This is a genomic window from Streptomyces sp. NPDC057474, from assembly GCF_042802555.1.
Classification (GTDB): domain Bacteria; phylum Actinomycetota; class Actinomycetes; order Streptomycetales; family Streptomycetaceae; genus Streptomyces.
Genome location: NZ_JBHVDX010000183.1, coordinates 1 through 21,456, shown reverse-complemented (window position 1 = coordinate 21,456; position 21,456 = coordinate 1). Strand labels below are relative to the sequence as shown.

Here is a 21,456-nt window from a genome sequence, read left to right as displayed (position 1 = left end):
GAACTGCGCGAGCGACCACGAACCACCCGCACCCGACAACGCACCCAAAAAAACGCCCGGACCCGCAGGCGACGAACGCCTACGGGTCCGGGCACACCACACGCGGCTCGAGCCAGCGCGAGCGTCACGCAGCCTTGGGCGCGTTCACGTCCGCCGGCAGCGCCTTCTGGGCGGCCTCGACCAGCGCGGCGAACGCGGTGGCGTCGTTGACGGCCAGCTCGGCGAGGATCTTGCGGTCGACCTCGATGTTGGCGGCCTTCAGACCCTGGATGAGGCGGTTGTACGTCATGCCGTTCTGTCGGGCCGCAGCGTTGATGCGCTGGATCCACAGCTGACGGAAGTCGCCCTTGCGCTTCTTGCGGTCGTTGTAGTTGTAGACCAGCGAGTGGGTGACCTGCTCCTTGGCCTTGCGGTACAGGCGCGAACGCTGACCGCGGTAGCCGGAGGCGGCTTCGAGGATCGCCCGGCGCTTCTTGTGGGCGTTGACTGCCCGCTTGACGCGTGCCACTTTTAACTCCTTGTAGCGGGGCCGTGGTTGTCCTCACACGGCCCGAAATCGATGGGGTCCCGGTCCTGACGTACGGCGCGCACCGATCGGTTGATCAGGCGCCGTCGCGTCACTTGCCGAGAAGCTTCTTGATCTTCGCGGCGTCGCCCGGGGCCATCTCGGCGTTGCCGGTGAGGCGACGCGTCACGCGGGACGACTTGTGCTCGAGGTAGTGGCGCTTGCCGGCGCGCTCACGGAGCACCTTGCCGGAGCCGGTGATCTTGAAGCGCTTGCTGGCACCGCTGTGCGACTTGTTCTTCGGCATAGCGCCGTTCTCTCCTCGTCAGTGGCGCTCCGGTGCCCGGTCGCGAAACCGGGCACGACGGAACGTCATTCCTATCGGTTGACACCCTGGACCCGTGTCCAGGGCTTCCCCCGGACTCGCGTCCCGGGGACTTACGCCTCGGCAGGCTCCTCGGCCGGCGCCTCGACCTCGACGTGCTCCACGTCGGTGTCCTCCACGTCGGTGTCCTCGGCGTCGGTGTGCTCGGCGGCGTTCTGCGACTTGCCGGGGTTGGCCTTCGCTTCCGCCTTCCGGGCTTCCTGCGCCTGACGGGCCTCGGCCATCGCCTCGGTCTTCTTCTTGTGCGGACCGAGAACCATGATCATGTTTCGGCCGTCCTGCTTCGGGTTCGACTCGATGAACCCGAGGTCCTCGACGTCCGAAGCCAGACGCTGCAGCAGTCGGTAGCCCAGCTCGGGCCGGGACTGCTCACGACCACGGAACATGATCGTGATCTTGACCTTGTCGCCCTGCTTGAGGAACCGGACGACGTGACCCTTTTTGGTGTCGTAGTCGTGCGGGTCGATCTTCGGCCGGAGCTTCATTTCCTTGATGACCGTGTGCGCCTGGTTCTTGCGCGCCTCACGGGCCTTCATGGCCGACTCGTACTTGAACTTCCCGTAGTCCATGAGCTTGCAGACCGGGGGACGCGCACTCGCGGCCACCTCGACCAAATCGAGGTCGTACTCCTGCGCAAGCTCCAGGGCCTTGGCAAGCGGAACAATCCCGACCTGCTCGCCGCTGGGACCGACAAGTCGCACCTCGGGAACGCGAATCCGGTCGTTGATGCGGGGCTCGGTGCTGATGGATCCTCCTCGGTAGCACCACACGCCGGTCTGGCGGACCGCCGTGTTATGTCTGGTTGACATAGGGACCAACCGTCACGGCGCATGAAAAATGCCCCGGACGGGTCACAGGCGGGGCTCCAAGGACTGCCGGAGCACCGCCGCGGTGAACCGCGGGGCGCACTTTCGGACGACTCCACCGTCCGTACGGAACGGTGGGGGCCGTCTGACCGGATGACCTGCCGTCCCGGAGGACAGTCAGGTGGGAGTTCGGAGCCTCCACTTGCGGGCCGGACACACAGGTGTCCAGCCGGTCGTAGACCTAACCATAGCGGGTTCAAACCTGGGGTGCCAATCGGGGCGCAGCCGACTCCCGCAGGTCGGGGCGTACGCGCCGGGGCCTATCGTGTGGGGCATGAGTGAGACCCCTCCTGAGAACCCCGACTTCGACTCGATGACCCGCGATATCGCCGAGGTCCCCGCGGTCGAGGTGATCGTGACGGTCGCCGTCAACCTGATGAGCGCCGCCGCGGTGAAGCTCGGCCTGACGGAGGAGGGCGACAAGTACAAGGACCTGGACGAGGCCCGCAAACTGGTCTCCGCCCTCGCCGGTCTGCTGGACGCGTCCGCGACCGAGATCAGCTCGTTCCACGCGGCGCCGCTGCGCGACGGTCTGAAGTCGCTGCAGCTGGCGTTCCGCGAGGCGTCGGTCGTGCCGGACGAGCCGGGTCAGGGTCCGGGCGAGAAGTACACGGGCCCGGTCTACGGCTGATCCTCACGTCTGTACATAACGGCTACTCCCGTACATACAAGGGCTCGCCCGGTGGCGTCGCCCCGGCCGGCAGCAGTGCCAGGTCGAGGCCGCGTACCAGGCGGGCCCTCAGTGTCTCGTCGGCGGCGAGGCGGCCCGCCACGGACTGCGCGGCTTCGGCCGGGCCGGCGGACGGGTCCAGGACGAGGGCGAGGGTGCCGTCGGCCTGTCCGGGGCCGAGGTGGGCGCGGAGCACGGCCGGCTCGGCGGCGACGGCGGAGCGTACGGCGTCGAGGACCGCGGGGTCGGCGAGGGGGTCGGTGGTGGTGCGTCCCTCGGCGAGCGCTAGCAGGGCGCGGCCGGTCAGCTCGTAGGGGACGGGGCCCGCGAGGTCGAGAACGATCGTGTCGGCCTTCTCGTGCGCGGCGGCCTGCAGGGCCTGGTGCAGGGGTACGGCGACGGGGCGGGCGGCGGGGTCCCAGCGGGCGAGGGAGTCGGTGGAGGTGAAGGCGGGCAGGGCGGTGCGGCCGCCGGCCTTCAGGGTGGGGACGGCCATATCGCTGGTCCTCTCGCGGCGCAGCCCCTTCTCGTCCACCTCGACCTCGCCGAGCACGGCCACGACGGGCACGAGCAGCCGGGCGCCCTTGAGGGCTTCGAGGACGGGGCCCACGGCGGTCCGGTCCTCGGCCCAGGCGGCGAGCGCGGCGCTCAGCCGGGGGTCGGCGGAGCCGTCGTCGTCGGAGAAGCCGGGGTCGGGAATGTTCTTGTTCGCCACGGTCGTCGACCCTATCGGGGGAAGTCTCCTGGGCGTTCGGCAGGCCGGAAACGTGAGCGTCACATCACTCACGGTTTTCTCAGCTATCCCTGACAAGCATCTAACAATCGCCTAACCAGCCGCACAGCGCGGCGCAGAACCATCGCGGCATGCCCTCTCTCAGAGCCCGTCGCCGCGTCCGCCCGTCCGGGCACCGCCCGCTCGTCCGCATCGCGCTCGCCGCCCTCGTCCTGCTGGGCGGCACGGCCGCCGGGACGGTGTTCATGAGGGCCCAGGCGCAGGACGGCGGGAGCTCCGCCGTATCGTCGTCGGCGTCATCGTCGGTTTCGCCCTCGGCCTCCGCTTCCACCGCGCCGGGCGCGGACGCGGTCGCTGAGGAGGCTTCGGTGGAACCTGTGGCGGCGCCCGCGGTGGACCACGACGAGCTGCTCGCGACGGCCCTTGCGGACGTGACCGTCGAGAACGGGGCGGCGGTGTCGGTGTCCGTGCTCGACGTGGCGTCCGGGGACTCGGCCGTCCACGGGGACGCTCGGTTCGACACCGCGAGCATCGTGAAGATGGACATTCTGGCGGCGCTGCTGCTCCAGGCACAGGACGCGGACCGACGGCTCACCGCGCAGGAGAAGACGTACGCCTCCGCGATGATCCGCGACAGCGACAACGTCTCCGCGACGGCTCTGTGGAAGGCCATCGGGCAGGCGGCGGGCCTCGACGCCGCGAACGATCGGTTGGGGCTGACGGACACCGAGGGCGGCGACGGTCTGTACTGGGGGCTCACGCAGACCACGTCGGCCGATCAACTCGCCCTGCTCCAGCAGGTGTTCGGCGACAACGACACATCCGAGCTGAGCGAGGCCTCTCGGGCGTACGTCCAGGGGCTGATGGGGCAGATCGCGGAGGGACAGGACTGGGGTGTCTCGGCGGCGGCGGGCGGGGCCTCGGGGTCCGGATTCGCTTTGAAGAACGGGTGGTTGCCGCGTACCGCCACCGGGCTGTGGGACATCAACAGCGTCGGCCGGGTCACGGTGGACGGGCGGGATTACCTGGTCGCGGTGGTGTCGAACGGCAACACGACGAAGGCGAAGGGGATCTCGCTGGTCGAGGAGGCGGCGAAGGCGGCCGTCTCGGTGTTCGGGGACACGGGGGAGCCGACGGAGACGGGGGATCCGGCGGACGCGACGGACGCGACGGTCACGGCGAGCGCGTCCACGACATCGTAGGTGTACGCGTACACGTAACCGTGGACGTGGGAGTCAGATGACGTACTCGTCGGGCCGGCCGCGACCGCGTCCGCGCCAGACCACCACCGCGGTGACCAGCAGGACCACGCCGAGGCCGCCGGCGGCGGGGGCGGTCCAGCCGGCGGTGGGGTCCTCCTCCTCGACCGGGTCCGGGCCGGAGCCGAAGTACTTGCCGCCGTACGACGCGGTCTTGAGGTCGTCGGACGTGAGCTTGGCGCCCTCCTCGATGGCGGCCGCCGGGTCGACGAAGCCGAAGCCCCGGGAGTCGTCGCGACCGCCGACGGGGGCTTCGCGGGCGGTGCCCTCCAGGAGGCGTTTGACCTCGGCGGGGGTCAGGCTCGGGTGGGCCGCCTTGATGAGGGCGGCGGCGCCGGAGACGAAGGCCGCGGCGGCGCTGGTGCCCCAGCCCTCGTAGTACTTGCGGTCCGGATCGGCGATGACGACGTCGACGCCGGGGGCGCTGACGGTGGCGTACCAGCGGCGGGTGGAGAACGGGGCGCGGTTGCCGTCCTCGTCGACGGCGGTCACCGCGATCACGCCGGGGTAGGCCGCCGGGTACGAGATGTGGTCGCCCTTCTCGCCGCCGTTGCCTGCCGAGGCGACGACGATCGAGCCCTTCTCCAGGGCGTACTGGACGGCGGCGTCCTCGGAGGGTTCCGGGTGGGCGGACTCGGAGTCGTCGCCGAGGGAGAGGTTGATGACGTCTACGCCCTGGTCGGCGGCCCAGCGGATGCCCTGGGCCAGGGCGTTGCCACGGGTGCTGCGGGCCTTGGAACGGGCCGAGTCGCCGTCTTCGAGGATGACGCGGACGGGGAGGATCTTCGCCTCGGGGGCGACGCCGAGGACGCCTTCGGCGTTGTTCACGCCGTGGCCGTGCCCGGCGATGATTCCGGCCATGGCGGTGCCGTGCCGGGCCCAGGAGCGGTCGCCGCGCGAGGCCCCGAAGCCGACCATGTCCTTCGTCGGCAGGACGTTGCCGGCCAGGTCCGGGTGCTCGTCGTCGACGCCCGTGTCGAGGACCGCGACGGTGATACCGGCCCCTTCCGTCGTACGCCACGCCTCCTGCGTGCGCATCGCGCCCAACGCCCACTGTTGGTCCCGGATGCCGTCGGCGTGCGCGGCGGTGGACGGCAGGAGGGCAAGGGAGGCGGCGAGGGGGACGCTGAGGAGAGCGAGACGCAGGGGGCGGCGGCGGCCCCGGGCACGCCGGCCGGCTCGGATGGCGGCCACGGGCGTCACGGCTTGCGCGGCTCTTCCAGCGGGGTCGGCTGCCTCGGCTCTGTCAGCGCTCTCGGCCGTTCCAGCCGGCTCGGCTGTCGCGGCCTGCTCAGCGGTCTCGGGTTTCTCGGCTTTCTCGGCTTTCATGAAGGCTGCTCCGTGGCGGACGCGGCGGTCTTGCGCAGGCCGCGTTCGATGCGGTCGGCGAGGCCCTTCGCCTCGTGGCCGAGGCCGGACTGGGCGGGGGCGGTGGTGGCACCGGACTTCATCGCGTCCGCAGCGGGCTGCGGTTCGGTGACGGTGCGGCCGTCGGCGAAACCCGAGACGGCGTAGACGACGACGGGGACGTCGGTGAGGACGGAAATCGTCCAGGAGGCCCGCTGGTTGTCGCCGAAGCCTGCGGCGACGGTGTCCTCGGCGGCGTACGGGCGGGGCATCAGGTCGGTACGGCGGTCGAGGCCGTCCTGCGCGAAGCGGGTCCTGAGCGCGGCCATGGCGGCGGCGTCGGTCCTGGTGAACATCAGGCCGACGGTGGTGACGTTGCTGTGGGTCGCGTCGGTGTAGGTGGCGCGCAGCAGTCGCAGGCAGCCGACGGGGGCGAGGGCCTTGCGCAGCAGCGGGTCGAAGGCGTCCGCGCAGCCGCTGTCGGGCGAGACGGCGACCCGGGTCCAGGTGCGGTCGGTGCCGCCGGGTCCGGCGCCCTCGCCCTGGACGGTGGGCGGGAACAACTCGTCGACGGGTACGCCGTGCCACAGCTCTCCGGCCACCGCGAAGGTGTCGCGGGAGCCGTCCGCCCCGGAGTCTCCGGTGAGCCAACTCCCGGCCGCCGCGCCGCCGATGAGCCCGACACCGAGCACCACGCATGCGGCGACGGCCGCCGCCCGGGCCTTGGAGGGCCTCGGCTTGCGTCGCCCCTCGTACGACGCGGGTCGCGTCCACGGCGACGTGTCCGGCTGCGCGAACGTCACGAAGGGCCGCCCGGGAGACGCGCCGAGGACGCCGTCGAGCGCTTCGGCGGACCGCCGGGACGAACTCGACGGAGGCTGCCAGCCACCGGGGCGCTCGGGCGTGATGGGCCGCGGCCGAGGAGTGCCCTCGGGGCCGGCCTCTTCGGGCAGGGGGCGACGGAGGGGCGAGGCCGGGGGCTGGACGGCACCGCCGGGAGCCGGTACGCCGTTACGGGGCGCCGACGTCGGGGGCTGCCCGGCCGGGCGGGGAGACGTGCCGCCGGGGGTGGAGTCGGAGGGACGGGGCGAGCGACCGCCGGAGGAAGGGCCGGAGGACCGAGATGGTGCGCCGTCGGCAGAAGGGGCAGAAGGCCGGGACGGACGGTCGCCGAGGGTCGGGGCCGAGTCGCCGGCCCGGACACCCGAGGAGTGGGCGGCACCCGTACGCCGTCCGGCGTCGCGCACCGAGGGCGGGGTGTCGGGGAAGCGAGCCCCGGCCGGGGGCGGGGTGTCGTCCGGGCGACGAGCGGCCGGTGGACCGTCCGGGAAACGGGCCGACGCCGTCGGCGGGGCATCCGGGAAATGAGTCGAAGCCGCCGGTGGAGCGTTGAGGAAACGGGTCCAGGCCGCCGGTGGGGAGTCCGGGAAACGGGCGGAGGCGGCCGGGGGCGGCGGGGTGGCAGGGGTGCCGCCGTTCTGGCTCGCCGAGCGCCGGAAGTCGGCGAAGCGCGGGTGTTCGGCGCGGCGCTGGGTGGTGCCACCATCCTCGGCGGAACCGCGCTCGGGGCTCTGACCGACCGGCTGAGCAGAACCACGCGCGGGGTTGCGCCCGGCCGTCTGGCCGGAGCCGCGTGCGGGGCTCTGTCCGGCTGCCTGTCGGGAGCCTCGCGAGAGGCCGCCCTGACCGGCCGCCGGGCCGGGGCCGTGCGTACGGGAGGGCGTGGGCCCGCCCCGGCTGCCGGAACTCTCGCTGTTCTCCGTGGTGTTCGGCGCGTCCGCCGCATCCGGGCGCCGTACCTCCCGAGTCACGCCCGGCGTCGACGACGGCGCCGAGGACGGACGAGGCGGAGTGCTGGGTCGCGCGGGCACACCCGCCACCGGCGGCCGCTGCGGACGGCGTGGCACGGTCGGACCGTTCCCGGTCGAGGGCACGCGATCCGGGCGGGGCGGGGGAACCGAGGAGCCCCCCACCGGGCCGGAGCCGGGCGGAGGAAGCGGGCCGGGCGCACCCGAGGCGGACGGGCGCGTAGCCGGGGTGGGCGGCGTACCCGGGGCGGGCGCACAGGCACCCGGCGCCTCGCTGTCGAACCCCGGTCCCCGTGACGGCGGCCGAGTCGGGGCGCCCGGTGTCGCGGTGTCCGATGGCGTGGCGCCCGGTGTCGCGGTCGACGGGTCGTGGTCCGGTGGTATGGACGGGCGGGGTGGGGCCGGTGGCCGTGGGGGGATGGAGGCGCGGCGCGCTTCCGTGCTCATGCACCCCCCGTTTCCTCGTCCCGTGCCGACCCGGAGGTCGTCCGGGCGTCCGACCGCCGTTGGGGAGCGGTCGTCACGCATACCTGGGAGTCGCCCCGCCGACGGTCCGCCAACACCGCGGGCAAGCCATACCCGTGGCAGCGGATCGACACCCCCGTCGAGGTCGTCCCTGCGTGCGCGTCACTCTACGGGTTGGCCCCGGTCGAACGGGAACCAGTCCGCCGGCCCGTGGCTTCTGCCCGGAACGTCCCCCTACCCTGCGGTAATCATGTCTGGCAGGCTTCGTGCATGACTGCGCGCGCCGCCGACCGGGCCCGGTACGACCGGGCTACAGCTCATCTCGACGCACCTCTGGCGATCGTCGACCTCGACGCCTTCGACGCGAACGCCGACGATCTCGTCCGCAGGGCCGGTGGCAAGCCGATCCGCGTCGCGAGCAAGTCCGTTCGCTGCCGGGCGCTTCTGGAGCGGGTCCTGGCCCGTGAGGGCTTCCAGGGCATCATGTCGTTCACCCTCGCCGAGTCCCTGTGGCTGGCCCGTTCCGGGTTCGAGGACGTCCTCCTCGCCTACCCGTCGGCCGACCACGAGGCCTTCGCCGAGCTGGCGGGCGACCCCAAGCTCGCAGCCGCCGTGACCGTCATGGTCGACGACCCCGCCCAGCTCCAGCTGATCGACAACTCCCGGCGGGGCGGCACCGAAGTCGTTCGCGTCTGCCTGGAGTTGGACACCTCGCTGAAGCTTCTCGGCGGACGGGTGCGCGTCGGGGCGCGGCGCTCCCCGCTGCACTCCCCCGCACAGGTCGCCGACATGGCCCGCGCGGTCGCCGAGCGCCCGGGGTTCAAGCTGGTCGGGATCATGGCGTACGAGGGCCACATCGCCGGTGTCGGCGACTCGGTTGCCGGGCGGCCGCTACGTTCGCGTGCCGTGCGGATGATGCAGGCCACGGCGAAGAAGGAGCTGGCCGCGCGGCGGGCCGAAGTCGTGCGCGCCGTACGGCGGGTGGCGCCGGACCTGGAGTTCGTCAACGGCGGCGGCACGGGCAGTGTGCAGCACACGGCGGCGGAGGACGCGGTCACCGAGATCGGCGCCGGCTCCGGGCTCTACGTGCCTCGGCTCTTCGACAACTACACCTCGTTCAGCGGGCGTCCGGCCGCGCTGTTCGCCATGCCCGTCGTACGGCGCCCCGGTGTCGGGGTCGTCACCGTGCTCGGCGGCGGCTACCCGGCCTCCGGCGCGCCCGGCCCCGACCGGCTGCCGGTGCCGTATCTGCCCGAGGGGCTGAAGTACGACCCGCAGGAGGGCCCCGGCGAGGTGCAGACCCCGCTGCTCGGCGCGCCGGCGGACGACTTGCTGCTCGGCGACAAGGTGTGGTTCCGGCACGCCAAGGCCGGCGAGCTGTGCGAGCGGTTCGACGTGCTGCACCTGGTGGAGGGCGACGAGGTGACGGCGGCCGTGCCGACGTATCGCGGCGAGGGCCACACGTTCCTGTAGCCCTGCAGCGTTCCTGGGCTCACGACGGGCCGAGGCTGCTGCCCACTCCCCCGCCCGTGTCCGCGTCCGCGTCCGCGTCGCCCACCGGCCGGATGCCCTCGACGATCTCGTCGATGTCGCCGACCGGCGGGCCGTCGTCGCCCGCGTCGACGGCGAACCGGACGAGCACCGGGGCCTCGGAGCCGCTGCTGGACGGGAAGACGAGGGACTGGACGTAGCCGCCGGGTCCGGCCCCGGTCGTGACGCGCCAACGCACGTAGTAGCCGGCGCGGCCCGCGACGGCGACCGAACCGGAGTCGACGACCTCATGGCCGGTGATGCCGTTGTACGGGCGCCGGTCCAGTTCGTCGCGGTCGTACGCGTCGTTCGCCGCGTCCTCGATGTCGTTCTCGGCGAGGATTTTCGGGGACGTCTCGCTGCTGCCGGTCACGGTCCGCGAGACGACGGTGCCCCTGCGGCACAGACCGTTGTCGCCGGGGCAGTCGTAGAGGCCGCCGTCGGTGACCAGGACGGCGTCGTCCTCGGCGGATCCGTCACCGTCGGTCCAGCCCTCGGGGATCGGGAAGGTGACGCCGTTGAGGTCGTCCACGACGACGGCCGGATCGCCGGTGGGGGACGCGGTGGCGGGCTTCGTGGGGGTCGGGCTGTCGCTCCCGTCGGCGTCGGAGGTCGGGGAGGCGGTAGCCGTCCTCGTCTCCTGGCCGCCGTCGCCGTCCCCGCCGAGCAGGAGGACGCCGCCCGTGACCGCTCCGGCGACCAGGACGGCCCCGACGGCGGCCAGCGCGACGACCTTGGTGCGTCCGGGGCCCTTGCGCGTGGGCGGCTGGGGCTGGAGCACGGGCGGCACGGGCTGCTCCGGCTGGCGCCGGTGGTCGGTCCACGCGGTCCCGTCCCACCAGCGTTCGGTGAGCGGGTAGGACGGGTCGCGGTACCAGCCGGGCGGCGGCGAACTGCTCATCCCGGCACTTTAATCACACCGACTGTGCCGGTGTTCCGGTTGCCCTAGAGCGGGGTGACGTACGCGCCCGAAATGCCTCCGTCGACCAGGAAGTCGGTGGCGTTGACGAAGGACGAGTCGTCGCTGGCGAGGAACGCGACGGCGGCAGCGATCTCGGTGGCCTCGGCGAACCGTCCGACCGGGATGTGCACGAGCCGGCGCGCGGCCCGCTCCTGGTCCTTCGCGAACAGCTCCTGGAGCAGCGGGGTGTTGACCGGTCCCGGGCAGAGCGCGTTGACGCGGATGCCCTCCCGCGCGAACTGCACGCCCAGCTCCCGCGACATCGCCAGCACACCGCCCTTGGAGGCCGTGTACGAGATCTGGGAGGTCGCCGCACCCATCCGGGCCACGAAGGACGCGGTGTTGATGATCGAGCCCTTGCCCTGGCGCCGCATGTAGGGGATCGCGGCCTTGCAGCACAGGTACACGGAGGTGAGGTTGACCTCCTGGACCCGCTTCCAGGCCTCCAGGCCGGTCTCCAGGATGGAGTCGTCGTCGGGCGGCGAGATACCCGCGTTGTTGAAGGCGATGTCGACGCTGCCGTAGGTGTCGTACGCGGTCTTGAAGAGCGCATCGACCTGCTCGGCGTCGGTGACGTCGACCTTCACGAAAAGCCCGCCGACCTCCTCGGCGGCCGCCTTGCCGCGCGCTTCGTCCAGGTCGCCGCAGACGACGTGCGCGCCCTCGGAGGCGAGTCGGCGGGCGGTGGCGAGGCCGATGCCGCTGCCGGCGCCGGTGATGACGGCGGTGCGGCCGACCAGGCGGCGGCAGATGTTCTCGTCAGGGGATGCGGTCACTGTGCGGGGCCCTCCGTGCTGATGAAGACGTTCTTGGTTTCGGTGAAGGCGGTCAGGGCGTCCGGGCCGAGTTCGCGGCCGATGCCGGACTGCTTGAAGCCGCCGAAGGGGGTCCAGTAGCGGACGCTGGAGTGGGAGTTGACGGACAGGTTGCCCGCGCGGACTGCCTGGGAGACGCGCAGCGCGCGGCCGACGTCCCGGGTCCAGATGGAGCCGGAGAGGCCGTAGGGAGTGTCGTTGGCGAGCCGGATCGCGTCGGCCTCGTCCTCGAAGGGGAGGACGACGGCGACCGGGCCGAAGACCTCCTCGGTGGCCACCCGGGCGCCGGGCTCCACGCCGGTGAGCACGGTCGGCGGGAACCAGAAGCCGGGGCCCTCGGGGGCCTTGCCGCGGATGCCGGGGGCGTCCGGGTCGACGTACGAACGGACGCGGTCCAGCTGGACCCTGGAGATGAGCGGGCCCATCTGGGTGGTCTCGTCGGCCGGGTCGCCGACGCGGACGGACTCGATGCCGGGGGCGAGGAGGTCGAGGAAGCGGTCGTAGGCGGAGCGCTGGACGAGGATGCGGGTGCGGGCGCAGCAGTCCTGGCCGGAGTTGTCGAGGAACGACATGGGGGCGGCCGCGGCGGCGGCTTCGAGGTCGGAGTCGGCGAAGACGATGTTGGGGCTCTTGCCGCCGAGTTCGAGGGTGACGCGCTTGAGCAGCGCCGAGCCCTTCGCCAGCACCTGTTTGCCCACGGCCGTCGACCCGGTGAAGACGATCTTCGCGACGCCGGGGTGCTCGACGAGGGCGTTGCCGGTGACGGGGCCGTGGCCGGGCAGCACCTGGAACAGGCCCTCGGGCAGGCCCGCCTCGCGGGAGAGTTCGACCAGGCGGAGTGCGGTGAGCGGCGTCGTCTCGGCGGGCTTGAGGATCACCGCGTTGCCGGCCGCGAGCGCGGGGGCGACACCCCAGGCCGCGATGGGCATCGGGAAGTTCCAGGGGGCGATCACGCCGACGACGCCGAGCGGTTCGAGGAGGGTGACGTTGAGACCGCCGGCCACCGGGATCTGGTGTCCGGTGAGCCGCTCCACGCCACCCGCCGCGTAGTCGAGCAGGTCCCGGACGTTGCCGGCCTCCCAGCGGGCGTTGCCGATGGTGTGCCCGGCCTCCCGGACCTCAAGGAGGGCCAGCTCCTCGAGGTGCTCGTCCACGGTCGCGGCGAAGCGGCGCAACAGCCGGGCACGGTCGGCGGGGGCCATGGCGGCCCAGAGCCGCTGGACCCTGGTCGCCAGGGCGACGGCCGCGTCGACGGCCGCCGCGTCGGCGGCCGGGACCGTGGCGACGACCTCCTCGGTGGCGGGGTTCAGTACCTGGAGCTGCTGCTCGTACTGCTGGGACTGCTCGGACAAGACAGGACCTCTCACAGCGGGTGAATCACGGACGTGGTCGGTGAATCACGGACGTGCTCGTGAATCACCGACGTGGTCGGTGAATCACAGACGTTCGAAGGAACGGCGCAGCTCCCAGTCGGTCACGGCCGCGTCGAAGGCGGCCAGCTCGACGCGGGCCATGTTGCGGTAGTGCGCGACGACCTCGTCGCCGAAGGCTGCCTTGGCGATGGGGCTGTTCGCCCACAGCTCGGCGGCCTCGCGGAGGGTGGTCGGCACCTGGTCGTACTCGGCGGCGTACGCGTTCCCCGTGCACACCTCCGGCAGTTCGAGCTTCTGCTCGATGCCGTACAGCCCGGCCGCGATCAGCCCGGCGACGGCGAGGTGCGGGTTGACGTCACCGCCGGGAAGCCGGTTCTCGAAGCGCATCGAGCGGCCGTGGCCGACGACGCGCAGGGCGCAGGTCCGGTTGTCGTAGCCCCAGGCCACGGCGGTCGGCGCGAAGGAGCCCGGCTGGAACCGCTTGTACGAGTTGATGTTGGGCGCGTAGAGCAGCGAGAAGTCGCGGAGCGCGGCGAGCTGTCCGGCGAGGAAGTGGCGCATGACCGGCGACATGTCGTGGCCGTCGGCCATGACGTTGGCGCCGTCGGCGTCCGCCAGGGACAGGTGGATGTGGCAGGAGTTGCCCTCGCGCTCGTTGAACTTCGCCATGAAGGTGAGCGAGACACCCTCCTGCGAGGCGATCTCCTTGGCGCCGGTCTTGTAGACCGCGTGCTGGTCGCAGGTGACCAGGGCCTCGTCGTACTTGAAGACGATCTCGTGCTGGCCGGGGTTGCACTCACCCTTGGCGGACTCGACGGTCAGCCCGGCGGCCTCCATGTCGTTGCGGATCCGCCGGAGCAGGGGCTCGATACGGCCCGTGCCGAGCACCGAGTAGTCGATGTTGTACTGGTTCGCCGGGGTCAGACCCTTGTAACCGGCGTCCCAGGCCTGCTCGTAGGTGTCCTTGAAGACGATGAACTCCAGCTCGGTGCCCACGTTGGCCGTGTAGCCCAGTTCGGCGAGGCGCTCCAGCTGGCGGCGCAGGATCTGGCGGGGCGCGGCGACGACCGGCGAGCCGTCGTTCCAGGCCAGGTCGGCGATCAGCATCGCCGTGCCCTCGTTCCACGGCACCCGGCGCAGGGTGCTGAGGTCCGGGTGCATGGCGAAGTCGCCGTAGCCGCGGTCCCAGGAGGACATCTCGTAGCCGTCGACGGTGTTCATCTCGGTGTCGACGGCGAGCAGGTAGTTGCAGCCCTCGGTGCCGTGGGCGAGCACGTCGTCGAGGAAGAAGCGCGCGGCGAACCGCTTGCCCTGGAGGCGCCCTTGCATGTCGGGGAAGGCCAGGACGACAGTGTCGATCTCACCGCCCGCGACGAGGGTGTGCAGTTCCTCGACGGAGAGCGGGGGTGTGCGGTCTGCCACGGGAAAGCCTCCTAGGGGCTTCTTCGGCCATCCGGGAGCCATTCAGCCATCCGGGAGCCATAAGGTATTACCCGTAACCATTAGTTGGGAAGGGGGAGCGTCCACATGTCGCAGACAGGGTCGGGACAAGGGACTCCCTGGGCCGAAGACCGACTGGCGTCCGTGCTGCGGCCGGTACGGGCGGGCAACGGCTTCGAGGAGGCCCTGGAGCAGATCCTGCAGGTCGTGCGGCTCGGTCTGGTGCCGGGCGGCGAGCGGCTGCCGGCGGAACGCGAGCTGGCCGAGCGGCTCGGGATCAGCCGGGTGACGCTGCGCGAGGTGCTGAAGGTGCTGCAGGACCAGGGCCTGATCGAGGCGCGGCGCGGACGGTACGGAGGAACGTTCGTGCTGCCGCGCGTCGACACCCCGGGCGAGGACGAGCTGCGCCGTCGCCTGAAGGACATCGACGTCGAGGACACGCTGCGCTTCCGTGAGGTACTGGAGGTGGGCGCGGCCGGTCTGTGCGCGGCACACGGCCTGACCAGCGAAGAGGTCGACCGGTTGCGTACCGCCCTGGCCCGTACGCACAACGCGCCGCTCACGGAGTACCGCCGCCTGGACACCCTGCTGCATCTCACCATCGCCGAGCTGTCCGGCTCCCCGTCGCTCGCCGCCCAGTACGCGGCCGTGCGCGCGGGGGTCAACGACCTGCTCGACTGCATCCCGCTGCTGGTGCGGAACCTGGAGCACTCCCAGCAGCAGCACACGGCCCTGGTCGAGGCCGTTCTCGACGAGGACGCCGAGGCGGCGCGGGAGATCATGCGCGAGCACTGCTCCGGCACGGCGGCCCTGCTGCGCGGCTTCCTCGGGTGAGGGCGCACCGCGAGCGTGCTCGTTCCGCGCGCCGAACGAGCACGGATTTACGCCCGCTTAACGCAGGGGTATTGCTTTTCGGCCACCGACCCCACAAAGGTATGCATCCATTCCTTTGAGTGGGGAGAGTGCGCCATGTCCCTGAAAGCCACGGACACCGCCGATGCGGCGGACGACTACCTGGAGCGCCGAACGCTCCGCCGGGGCAGCGCCGGCTGGGTACTGCTGACCGGCCTCGGTGTCGCCTATGTCGTCTCCGGCGACTTCTCCGGCTGGAACCTCGGCCTGGCGGAGGGCGGCTTCGGCGGTCTGGCGATCGCCACGGTGCTCATGGGCACCATGTACGCCTGTTTGGTCTTCGCCCTCGCCGAGCTGTCCGCGATCCTGCCAACGGCGGGCGGCGGCTACGGCTTCGCACGCCGGGCGCTCGGCCCGTGGGGCGGCTTCCTGACCGGCACGGCGATCCTGATCGAGTACGTGCTCGCGCCCGCCGCCATCGTGATCTTCATCGGCGACTACGTCGAGTCGCTGGGTCTCTTCGGCCTGACGTCGAGCTGGCCGGTCTATCTCGTCTGCTTCGCGATCTTCATCGGCATCCACCTGTGGGGCGTCGGCGAGGCGCTGATCGTCACCTTCGCCGTCACCGGCTTCGCGGTCTTCGCCCTGATCGTCTTCGCCCTGGGCGCGCTGCCCGACTTCAGCGTGTCCTCGCTCGACGACATCCCGGTCGACTCCTCCGCGTTCGGCGCCAGTTCGTGGCTGCCCATGGGGCTGCTCGGCATCTGGGCGGCGTTCCCGTTCGGCATGTGGTTCTTCCTGGGCGTCGAGGGCGTGCCGCTGGCCGCCGAGGAGACCAGGGACCCGGCCCGTACGCTGCCGAAGGCCATCCGCTGGTCGATGGGCGTCCTTGTGGTGCTGGCGGTGATCACCTTCTTCGCCGCGGCCGGGGCGCGTGGCTCCGACGCCATCCAGGCGGCCGGCAACCCGCTGGTCGAGGCGCTCCAGCCGGACGGGAAGGCCACGGCGCTCAGCCGGTTCGTGAACTACGCGGGTCTGGCCGGCCTCGTGGCATCCTTCTTCTCCTTGATCTACGCGGGCTCCCGGCAGCTGTTCGCCCTCTCCCGGGCCGGCTACCTCCCCCGGGTCCTGTCCCTCACCAGCGGCCGCAAGGCCCCGTACCTGGGCCTGCTGGTGCCGGGCACGATCGGCTTCGCACTGGCCGCCGCCACCGGCGACAGCGTCCGGATGCTGAACATCGCCGTCTTCGGCGCCACGATCAGCTATGCGCTGATGTCCCTGTCGCACATCGTCCTGCGCCGCCGCGAGCCCGGGCTGGAGCGGCCGTACCGTACGCCGGGCGGGGTGCTGACCTCCTCGGTCGCGCTCGTCCTCGCGTGCGCGGCGCTGGTGGCGACCTTCCTGGTGGACGTGACGGCCGCGATGATCGCGCTCGTCGTGTACGTGGTCGCGGCGGCGTACTTCGGGCTCTACAGCCGTAAGCACCTGGTGGCGAAGGCGCCGGAGGAGGAATTCGCCGCGCTGGCCGCCGCCGAGGCAGAGTTGGCACGGGACTGACCGTGCCGTGCCATGAGTGCGGAGTCGGCACGGACTGACCGTTCCGTTCCATGAGTGAGGAGCACGTGTGACCAGGCCGCTGATCGGTGTGAGTACGTATCTGGAGTCCGGCGCGCGCTGGGGCGTCTGGGAGCTGGAGGCGGCCCTTCTGCCGGTCGGCTACCCCCGGCTCGTGCAGGCGGCGGGTGGCGTCGCCGCGATGCTGCCGCCGGACGACCCGTCGTACGCCGCCGGGGCGGTCGCCCGTCTCGACGGCCTGGTCATCGCGGGCGGGCCCGACGTGGACCCCGCCCTCTACGGCGCCGAGCGCTCCCCGCGCTGCGGCCCGTCCGCACCGGAGCGCGACGCGTGGGAGCTGGCCCTGATCCGGGCGGCGCTGGACTCCGGCACACCGCTCCTCGGCATCTGCCGCGGCATGCAGCTCCTGAACGTCGCCCTCGGCGGCACGCTGATCCAGCACCTCGACGACCACGTCGTCGAGGTCGGCGTCTTCGGCCGCCACCCGGTGAAGCCCGTTCCTGGCACCCGCTACGCGGGCATCACCGCCGAGGAGACCGACGTCCCGACCTACCACCACCAGGCGGTGGACCGCCTCGGCGCCGGCCTGCTGGCCTCGGCGTATGCCTCCGACGGCACCATCGAGGCCATCGAACTACCCGACTCCGCCTGGGTGTTGGGCGTCCAGTGGCATCCGGAGATGGGCGAGGACGTACGGGTGATGCGGGCGCTCACGCACGCGGCGTCCTGAGCCACGCGGGACCGGCGCTCCTTTTCGGGGGCGCGGGGAACTGCGCGAACGGGGTCCGGGGCAGAGCCCCGAGGAGGGGACGGGTAGGGGCGGCGGGGGCGAATCCCCTGCGGCTCAGCCGACCGCGGCCCCCTGCGTGAGCCCCAGCAGATCCCGTGCCGGACCGGTCGGCCGGTGTCCCGTCGGCCAGACCGCCCGTAGGGCTCGCCGCAGGCGTACGCCGTCCACCGGGATACCGACAAGGCGCCGGGCGGAGAGCTCCTCGCCGAGGGCCAGCTCGCTCAGAACGGCGGGGCCGGCACCGCTCAGCACGGAGGACTTGACCGCCGTGGTGGAGGAGAGCTCGATGAGGGGTCGGGCCAGGCTGCCGAGGGCGGCCTCCAGGACCTGCCGCGTGCCGGAGCCCTTCTCGCGGAGGATCAGCGGCGTGGAGGCCAGTTCCGCCGCTTCCAGGGGCTTGCGGCGGCGGGCCCAGGGGTGGCTCGGGGCGGTCACGACGATCAGGTGGTCGTGGGCTATCACGGCCGCGTCCAGCCCGGCCGGGACGGTCGGCCCCTCGACGAAGCCCAGGTCGGCCTCGTCCGCGAGCAACCGCTCCGCGACGACCGTCGAGTTGCCCGCGAGGAGCGACACCGCCGTGTCCGGGCGTGCGGTGCGCAGCGCGATGAGCCAGCCGGGCAGCAGATACTCGGCGATGGTCATGCTCGCGGCGACACGGAGCCGGGAGTCGCGCCGGTCCCGCAGCGCCTGCGCGCCCACGTCGAACGCCTCGGCCGCCTCCACGATCCGCCGGGCCCAGTCCGTGACGAGCGCCCCCGCGTCCGTGAGCCGGGACCCACGCGGCGACCGGTCGACCAGGGCGACGCCCAGCTGCCGTTCCATCGAGCGGATCCGGCTGCTCGCGGCCGGCTGGGTGATCCCCAGCTCCCGCGCCGCCCGCCCGAGCGAGCCCAGCCGGGCCACGGCCAGCAGCAGTTCGAGCGCCCCGAGATCCGGCACCCGATGGGCCAGCCCGCCCCGCGCCTCGCTCGTCTCGCTCATAACCCCAGCTTATGTCCCCATACAACCGCAGTCCCTGGTGGGCCCCGCGTGGCAGCGGGACGCTCGCATCATGGTCACCGCAGTACGTCCGGTCCGTACCGTCCGCCCCCTCGACCGCCCCGGCCGTCCACGGCTCACCCCGGCCCCCACCTCCCCCCTCCCCGCCCTCCGCCACCTCGGCCCCCACTGGTACGCCCCGGTCATGGGCACCGCGATCGTGGCGTCCGCCGGTGCCGGGCTCCCCCTGGACCTCCCGGGCCTGCGGACGGTCTGCACGGCGCTCTGGGCGCTCGCGTTCTTCGCCCTGGTCGCCCTCCTCGGGGCCCGCGCCCTGCACTGGACCCACCACCGCGACCAGGCCCGCGCCCACCTCCTCGACCCGGCCGTGGCCCCCTTCTACGGCTGTCTCTCCATGGCCCTGCTGGCCGTCGGCGGCGGCGCCCTCGTCGTCGGCCGGGACTGGATCGGGGTCCGGGCCGCCGTCGCGCTGGACGTCGTGCTCTTCAGCGCCGGGACGATCGTGGGCCTGGTCGCCGCCGTCGTCGTGCCGTACCTGATGGTCGTACGCCACCGCATCGAGCCGGGCCAGGTCACCCCCGTTCTGCTCCTCCCCCTCGTCGCGCCCCTGGTCTCCGCCGCGCTCGGTCCGCTGCTCGTCCCGTATCTGCCGCCCGGGCAGGCCCGGCAGACGCTGTTGTTCGGCTGCCTCGCGCTGTTCGGGCTGAGTCTGTCGGCCACGCTGCTCGTGCTGCCGCTGGTGTTCGGCCGGCTGGTCACGGCGGGGCCGTGGCCCCTCGCCCTCACGCCGAGCCTGTTCCTGGTGCTGGGGCCGCTCGGGCAGTCGACCACCGCCGTCGGCCACCTCGCCGACGCGGCCCCCGGTGCCGTACCGGCGCCGTACACGCACGGCCTCACCGCGTTCGCCGTCCTCTACGGCGTCCCCGTCATGGGCTTCGCGCTGCTCTGGCTCGCCCTCGCCACGGCCATGGTCGTGCGGGCCCGGCGGCGGGGCATGGGGTTCTCGATGGCGTGGTGGGCGTTCACCTTCCCGGTCGGCACCTGTGTGACCGGCGCGGAGGGGCTGGCCCGGCACACGGGGCTCGCCGCCCTCGACGCCCTCGCCGTCGCGCTCTACGCGCTGCTGCTGGCGGCCTGGGCCACGGCCGCCGCGTACACCGCACGCGGGCTGATCAGCGGCGAGCTGCTCGCAGCGCCGCGCCCAGCACCCGCGGAGCCTCGGCCAACGACGGCCCGTACCAGGTGAGATGACGGCCGCTCAGCAAGGCGCACGGCAGCCCCGGGAACGCCTCGGGGCCGTCGTCGGCGGTGAAGCGGTACGGCTCGTCGGGCAGGACCACGACGTCGGGGGCGGCGGCCCGCAACTCCTCGACGGGGACCCGGGGATATCGCTCCGCGTGCCCGGCGTACAGATTGTCCACGCCGAGCCGCGCGAGCACGTCACCGGCGAAGGTGTCCCGGCCGACGACCATCCAGGGCCGGCGCCAGATGGGCACCACGGCGGTCGTACGACCGCCGGGGGTGAGCGGCCCGGCCTCCGGGTCCGGCAGCCGGGACCACGCCGCCTCCGCCTCGTCCAGCCAGCGCGGCCGGGACCCGGCTCCGCAGGCGCGCAGCACGCGGTCCAGTTCGGTGAAGGCGCCCGGCACGTCCCGTACCTCGGTGATCAGGACCTCGACGCCCGCCTCCCGCAGGGCGGTGAGGTCGGGCTCGCGGTTCTCCTCCTCGTTGGCGATCACGAGGTCGGGGGCGAGGCGGGCGATGACGTCCGTCTTGGGGTTCTTGGTCCCGCCGATCCGTACGACATCCAGATCACCCGGGTGGCCGCACCAGTCGGTGGCGCCGACCAGCACGCCGGGCAGCGAGACGGCGACGGCCTCCGTCAGTGACGGGACGAGGGAGACGACACGGGAGACGGAGCGCACGGCGACGTCACGCACCCTTGCGGTGCCGGTCCTCCAGGGCCTCGATGTGGTCGGCGACGGCCACCACGATCACCCGGGTGTCGGGCTCGGTGGCCCGCCAGCGGTGCCGTACGCCACCGGACATGTACAGCGTGTCGCCGCGCCCGAGGCGGTGGGCGCGGCCCTCGGCCTCGACCTCGACGGCGCCGTCGACGACGTACATCAGCTCGTCGTTGCGGTGCTGGACCTCGCGGCCCTCGTCGTGGTCGCCGGTGAACTCCATGGCGTGCAACTGGTGGTGACCGCGCACCAGGGAGCGCGAGCAGGAATCGGGGGGCGTGAAACCGTCCTCGTCGGTGGCGCGTACGACGTCGACGCTGCACGCCGGGTCTGCCGCGGCGAGCAGTTCGACGGCGGTGGTGCCGAGGGCGTCGGCAATGCGTTCCAGGGAGGGCCTGCTGGGGCGGGCCCGTTCGTTCTCCACCTGGCTGAGGAAGGGGACCGACAGGCCGCTGCGCTCGGCCACGGCGGCGAGGGTGAGCTCCTGTGCCCGGCGCCGCCGCCGGACGGCCGCGCCCACCCGAAGGGGCTGTTCTTTGTGGTCGCCCATCGCTCCGGCTCCCTCCTTCGCTCGTCGGTCGGCTCACGGACGCCCACCGGGTGGGCTCGCGAACGCTTACGGGTCCGGTTACGGATGTCCACCCGTCCGGCACTCATCGGGCGCGCTTCTCCTGATGAGTTCTCTGCACCCTACGCATGTTCGGCAAACCGTTTCATGTGCCCGTCACATCCCTGTAAACCGGCAAGGGGTCCATGCTCACACTTCTCGCCAGTTGAGCCACCGTCCCGCCTCCCCGTTCGCCGCCCCTCGCCCGGTCACGGAAAGGGGGCTGCCACCATGGCGACTGCGCGGGGTGACCCGTCCGGCACGTCCCGTCATCGGATCGCGGGGCGTACGTCCGGCGCCCGCCGAAGCCGTCCCGCGCAGCCACGACACGGTCCGGCTGCTCACCGGGCTCGCTCCCCGCGTCGCGAGTCGTGGACCCTGGAGGGGAGTTGGAGGTTCGCGCGCGGTCCGCCCCACCTGCCGACAGGGCTTCGAAACCGGGTGGCCCCGGACCGCCACATGGTTGTCCGGATCTCTCTCGTACTCCAGTACGTGACCACCGTCGTCCGTTC

General features: G+C 72.3%; 20 protein-coding genes. 7 read left to right on the top strand and 13 right to left on the bottom strand.

Going from position 1 to position 21,456, the window contains the following annotated elements:
• Positions 1–124: 124 nt before the first annotated feature.
• From rplT to infC, 3 genes are all read right to left on the bottom strand, one after another.
• A complete protein-coding gene (gene rplT / locus ACFU53_RS35700; protein ID WP_329215731.1) occupies positions 125–508 on the bottom strand; it encodes a 50S ribosomal protein L20 in 384 nt (127 codons plus the stop codon).
• Between the two features lie 109 nt (positions 509–617).
• Positions 618–812 carry a 50S ribosomal protein L35 gene (rpmI, locus tag ACFU53_RS35695; protein ID WP_037701701.1) on the bottom strand — a complete coding sequence of 65 codons (195 nt, stop codon included), beginning with the start codon at positions 810–812 and terminating at the stop codon, positions 618–620.
• A 131-nt stretch (positions 813–943) separates the two neighbouring features.
• Positions 944–1,660 carry a translation initiation factor IF-3 gene (gene infC / locus ACFU53_RS35690; protein ID WP_384002133.1) on the bottom strand — a complete coding sequence of 239 codons (717 nt, stop codon included), beginning with the start codon at positions 1,658–1,660 and terminating at the stop codon, positions 944–946.
• Between the two features lie 370 nt (positions 1,661–2,030).
• Here infC and ACFU53_RS35685 point away from each other — a divergent pair, with 370 nt between their 5' ends.
• Positions 2,031–2,387 (top strand): DUF1844 domain-containing protein, encoded by a 357-nt coding sequence (locus ACFU53_RS35685; protein WP_013004919.1) that lies wholly within the window; start codon positions 2,031–2,033, stop codon positions 2,385–2,387.
• A 22-nt stretch (positions 2,388–2,409) separates the two neighbouring features.
• Here ACFU53_RS35685 and ACFU53_RS35680 read toward each other — a convergent pair whose 3' ends face one another.
• Complete coding sequence (locus ACFU53_RS35680; protein ID WP_384002123.1) at positions 2,410–3,141, bottom strand: SseB family protein; 732 nt, start codon at positions 3,139–3,141, stop codon at positions 2,410–2,412.
• 149 nt (positions 3,142–3,290) lie between these two features.
• Here ACFU53_RS35680 and ACFU53_RS35675 point away from each other — a divergent pair, with 149 nt between their 5' ends.
• Positions 3,291–4,361: a serine hydrolase gene (locus tag ACFU53_RS35675; protein WP_384002120.1), complete on the top strand. Its 1,071-nt coding sequence runs from the start codon at positions 3,291–3,293 to the stop codon at positions 4,359–4,361.
• Between the two features lie 33 nt (positions 4,362–4,394).
• On the opposite strand, the gene mycP is transcribed toward ACFU53_RS35675, so the two are convergent.
• Together mycP and ACFU53_RS35665 are read right to left on the bottom strand one after the other, a co-directional pair.
• Entirely contained in the window at positions 4,395–5,612 is a 1,218-nt protein-coding gene (gene mycP / locus ACFU53_RS35670) for a type VII secretion-associated serine protease mycosin (protein WP_384002131.1), read from the bottom strand.
• Positions 5,613–5,743: 131 nt separating this feature from the next.
• Positions 5,744–7,576: a hypothetical protein gene (locus tag ACFU53_RS35665; RefSeq protein WP_384002117.1), complete on the bottom strand. Its 1,833-nt coding sequence runs from the start codon at positions 7,574–7,576 to the stop codon at positions 5,744–5,746.
• A gap of 732 nt (positions 7,577–8,308) precedes the next feature.
• On the opposite strand from ACFU53_RS35665, the gene ACFU53_RS35660 reads away from it, so the two are divergent.
• Positions 8,309–9,511 carry an amino acid deaminase/aldolase gene (locus tag ACFU53_RS35660; RefSeq protein WP_384002114.1) on the top strand — a complete coding sequence of 401 codons (1,203 nt, stop codon included), beginning with the start codon at positions 8,309–8,311 and terminating at the stop codon, positions 9,509–9,511.
• Between the two features lie 19 nt (positions 9,512–9,530).
• Here ACFU53_RS35660 and ACFU53_RS35655 read toward each other — a convergent pair whose 3' ends face one another.
• From ACFU53_RS35655 to ACFU53_RS35640, 4 genes are all read right to left on the bottom strand, one after another.
• Complete coding sequence (locus tag ACFU53_RS35655) at positions 9,531–10,469, bottom strand: DUF2510 domain-containing protein (protein ID WP_384002111.1); 939 nt, start codon at positions 10,467–10,469, stop codon at positions 9,531–9,533.
• 44 nt (positions 10,470–10,513) lie between these two features.
• The gene (locus tag ACFU53_RS35650) at positions 10,514–11,305 is read right to left on the bottom strand and encodes a 3-oxoacyl-ACP reductase (protein WP_384002109.1); all 792 of its coding nucleotides are present in this window, start codon (positions 11,303–11,305) and stop codon (positions 10,514–10,516) included.
• Positions 11,302–12,696, bottom strand: a complete 1,395-nt coding sequence (locus tag ACFU53_RS35645) for an aldehyde dehydrogenase family protein (RefSeq protein WP_384002107.1) — start codon at positions 12,694–12,696, stop codon at positions 11,302–11,304. The genes ACFU53_RS35650 and ACFU53_RS35645 overlap by 4 nt, the downstream gene beginning before the upstream one ends.
• A gap of 84 nt (positions 12,697–12,780) precedes the next feature.
• Complete coding sequence (locus tag ACFU53_RS35640) at positions 12,781–14,139, bottom strand: glutamine synthetase family protein (protein WP_384002104.1); 1,359 nt, start codon at positions 14,137–14,139, stop codon at positions 12,781–12,783.
• Between the two features lie 105 nt (positions 14,140–14,244).
• Here ACFU53_RS35640 and ACFU53_RS35635 point away from each other — a divergent pair, with 105 nt between their 5' ends.
• The 3 genes from ACFU53_RS35635 (at position 14,245) to ACFU53_RS35625 (ending at position 17,314) form a co-directional block, all read left to right on the top strand.
• On the top strand, positions 14,245–14,991 hold the full coding sequence (locus ACFU53_RS35635) for a FadR/GntR family transcriptional regulator (protein WP_384002101.1): 747 nt from the start codon (positions 14,245–14,247) through the stop codon (positions 14,989–14,991).
• 135 nt (positions 14,992–15,126) lie between these two features.
• On the top strand, positions 15,127–16,566 hold the full coding sequence (eat, locus tag ACFU53_RS35630; protein ID WP_384002097.1) for an ethanolamine permease: 1,440 nt from the start codon (positions 15,127–15,129) through the stop codon (positions 16,564–16,566).
• Between the two features lie 67 nt (positions 16,567–16,633).
• Entirely contained in the window at positions 16,634–17,314 is a 681-nt protein-coding gene (locus ACFU53_RS35625; protein ID WP_384002094.1) for a gamma-glutamyl-gamma-aminobutyrate hydrolase family protein, read from the top strand.
• 114 nt (positions 17,315–17,428) lie between these two features.
• Here ACFU53_RS35625 and ACFU53_RS35620 read toward each other — a convergent pair whose 3' ends face one another.
• The gene (locus tag ACFU53_RS35620; RefSeq protein WP_384002091.1) at positions 17,429–18,355 is read right to left on the bottom strand and encodes a LysR family transcriptional regulator; all 927 of its coding nucleotides are present in this window, start codon (positions 18,353–18,355) and stop codon (positions 17,429–17,431) included.
• 70 nt (positions 18,356–18,425) lie between these two features.
• On the opposite strand from ACFU53_RS35620, the gene ACFU53_RS35615 reads away from it, so the two are divergent.
• Complete coding sequence (locus tag ACFU53_RS35615) at positions 18,426–19,619, top strand: TDT family transporter (RefSeq protein WP_384002089.1); 1,194 nt, start codon at positions 18,426–18,428, stop codon at positions 19,617–19,619.
• Here the strand turns inward: ACFU53_RS35615 and ACFU53_RS35610 are convergent.
• Complete coding sequence (locus tag ACFU53_RS35610; protein WP_384002128.1) at positions 19,546–20,298, bottom strand: helical backbone metal receptor; 753 nt, start codon at positions 20,296–20,298, stop codon at positions 19,546–19,548. The two genes, ACFU53_RS35615 and ACFU53_RS35610, sit on opposite strands and share 74 nt — an antisense overlap.
• A 7-nt stretch (positions 20,299–20,305) precedes the next feature.
• Positions 20,306–20,887 (bottom strand): helix-turn-helix domain-containing protein, encoded by a 582-nt coding sequence (locus ACFU53_RS35605; protein WP_384002086.1) that lies wholly within the window; start codon positions 20,885–20,887, stop codon positions 20,306–20,308.
• Positions 20,888–21,456: the final 569 nt, after the last annotated feature.